Origin of the sequence: Azospirillum sp. B506 (genome assembly GCF_000333595.1) — a bacterium.
Taxonomy (GTDB): Bacteria; Pseudomonadota; Alphaproteobacteria; order Azospirillales; family Azospirillaceae; genus Azospirillum.
In genome coordinates this window covers 1-2,251 of the sequence record NZ_BADK01000394.1, presented here as the reverse complement: position 1 = coordinate 2,251, position 2,251 = coordinate 1, and the positions used below count along the sequence as shown (strand labels likewise).

Here is a 2,251-nt window from a genome sequence, read left to right as displayed (position 1 = left end):
ACGGGCGGCTCGGCCTGTGGATGGTCGATTTCGCCGGGCACGGCATCACCGCGGCGATCACACCTTCCGGCTGCACACGCTGATCGACCGCTTGCCCATGCAGCACATGGCGCCGTCGCAATGGCTGATGCAGCTGAACGGCGCATTGAAGGACGTGCTGCCGACGGGGCAGTTCGCCACCGCCTTCTTCGGCATCCTCGACCTTGCCATCGACACGCTGACCTTCGCCGCGGCCGGCTCGCCCAACCCGGTGCTGGGGACACCGGCGCTGGCGAAGGGCAACGGGCCGGACATCCGCCTGCTCGACTCGGCGGGGCTGGTGCTGGGCGCCTCGCACCGGGCGCAGTATGCCGACCAGAGCCATCGCCTGCCGCGCGGCGGCTTCCTGTTCCTGTACAGCGACGCCCTGATCGAATGCGGCGGCGACGAGGTCGGCCCGCTGGGGCAGGACGCCGTACCCGATTTCGTCCGCGCGGCGCTGGCCCAGAACCGCCAGCACCCGCTGCGTCCGATGATGGACAGCTTCTATGCCCGCACCCGCCTGCCGCTGCGCGACGACCTGACCGCCGTCTGGGTCGCCCGGCGGGTGTAGGTTTCGGATGTAGGGTTCGGGCGGCGGCCTTACGGCGCGAACTGTTCCTTCAGGATGCGTTCCTCGAAGTTCAGCTCCGGATCGAACAGCAGGGTCAGGCCGACGTCGCGGCATTCCTGCACCTCGACCCGCAGAACCTCGCGGACTTCGGTGAAGTCGGCGACGGCGCTGACCGGGCGCTTGCCTTCCTCAAGAACGTCGAAGGTGATCCGGGCAGCGTGGGGAAGCAGGGCGCCGCGCCAGCGCCGCGGGCGGAAGGCGCTGATCGGGGTCAGCGCCAGCACCCCGGCGTTCAACGGCACGATCGGGCCATGGGCCGACAGATTGTAGGCGGTGCTGCCGGCTGGCGTCGCCACCAGGGCGCCGTCGCAGATCAGTTCCGGCAGCCGGACCACCCCGTCGATGGTGATGCGCAGCTTGGCCGCCTGCCGCGTCTCGCGCAGAAGCGAGACTTCGTTGATGCCCAGCGCCTCCACCCGCTCGCCGCTGACCCGTGTGGCCACCATGCGCAGGGGATGCAGGCGGACATGCTGCGACGCCACGATCCGCTCGGCCAGATCCTCTTCGCGGTAGGCGTTCAGCAGGAAGCCGACCGACCCGCGGTTCATGCCATAGACCGGCGTCGGCCGCTCGCGGTTGCGGGTCAGCGCCCTGTGCAGCGTTTCCAGCAGGAAACCGTCGCCGCCCAGCGCCACGATCACGTCGGCCTCGGCGGGGGTGGCATTGCCGTAGCGGTGGACCAGCCGGGTGCGGGCGGCCCTCGCCTCGTCGGTGTCGGCGCAGGCGAAGGCGATGCGCAGCGCATCGGGCGCAGGCAGCAATGGCGCCTGCGCATCTTCGGACTGGAGGAGGCCGGAATGGTCGACAGCGGGCTGCATGGCGGCGGGCTGCGTGGCGGCGGGATGGGTCATGGCGCGACCATAGCGCAGTCCGGCGCTCGCGCAAAAGTATCGCGCGGTGACGATCCGATGCAAAAGAGCGCATCCATGGGGCGCACCCGTTGAAGGCTCAACGAAAAGGGGACCGCGGACGGTCCCCTTTTTTACGGTATGGAAGGGATCGGGCGAGCCTACTCGACCATCTCCGACACCATTTCCTCGTCATCGTCACCGGCGGTGCGCTTCGGCCGGCTGCCTTCGGTGTAGTCGAAGGCCGGCTTGTCGTCCTTGACGGTGACCTTGACCAGACCGCCCTTGCTGAGCTTGCCGAACAGCAGCTCTTCGGCCAGCGGCTTCTTGATGTACTCCTGGATCACACGGCCGAGCGGGCGGGCGCCATAGAGCGGGTCGTAGCCCTTCTTGCCCAGCCATTCGCGCGCCTCCTCGTTCAGCTCGATGGACACGCCCCGGTCTTCCAGCTGCGCTTCCATCTGCATGATGAACTTGTCGACGACGCGGTTGATCACCTCCTGCGTCAGCGGCGCGAACGGGATGATCGCGTCGAGACGGTTGCGGAACTCCGGCGTGAACATCTTCTCGACCGCTTCGATGTCCTCGCCGACCCGGCGGTCACGCTCGAAGCCGATGGCGGGCTTGGCCATGTCGGCGGCCCCGGCGTTCGAGGTCATGATCAGGATGACGTTGCGGAAATCGACGATCTTGCCGTTGTGATCGGTCAGCTTGCCGTGGTCCATGATCTGCAACAGGATGTGAACAGTCC

At 67.8% G+C, this 2,251-nt stretch carries 3 protein-coding genes; 1 reads left to right on the top strand and 2 read right to left on the bottom strand.

The window, feature by feature from the left end; all coding sequences use genetic code 11:
* On the top strand, positions 1–592 hold a 592-nt coding region (locus tag I71_RS12090; protein ID WP_244433784.1), incomplete at its 5' end, for a PP2C family protein-serine/threonine phosphatase.
* A gap of 29 nt (positions 593–621) precedes the next feature.
* On the opposite strand, the gene I71_RS12085 is transcribed toward I71_RS12090, so the two are convergent.
* Together I71_RS12085 and I71_RS12080 are read right to left on the bottom strand one after the other, a co-directional pair.
* Positions 622–1,503, bottom strand: a complete 882-nt coding sequence (locus I71_RS12085; protein WP_244433783.1) for an NAD kinase — start codon at positions 1,501–1,503, stop codon at positions 622–624.
* A 158-nt stretch (positions 1,504–1,661) separates the two neighbouring features.
* Positions 1,662–2,251: AAA family ATPase (locus I71_RS12080; RefSeq protein ID WP_042695105.1), on the bottom strand; the 590-nt coding region annotated here is incomplete at its 5' end.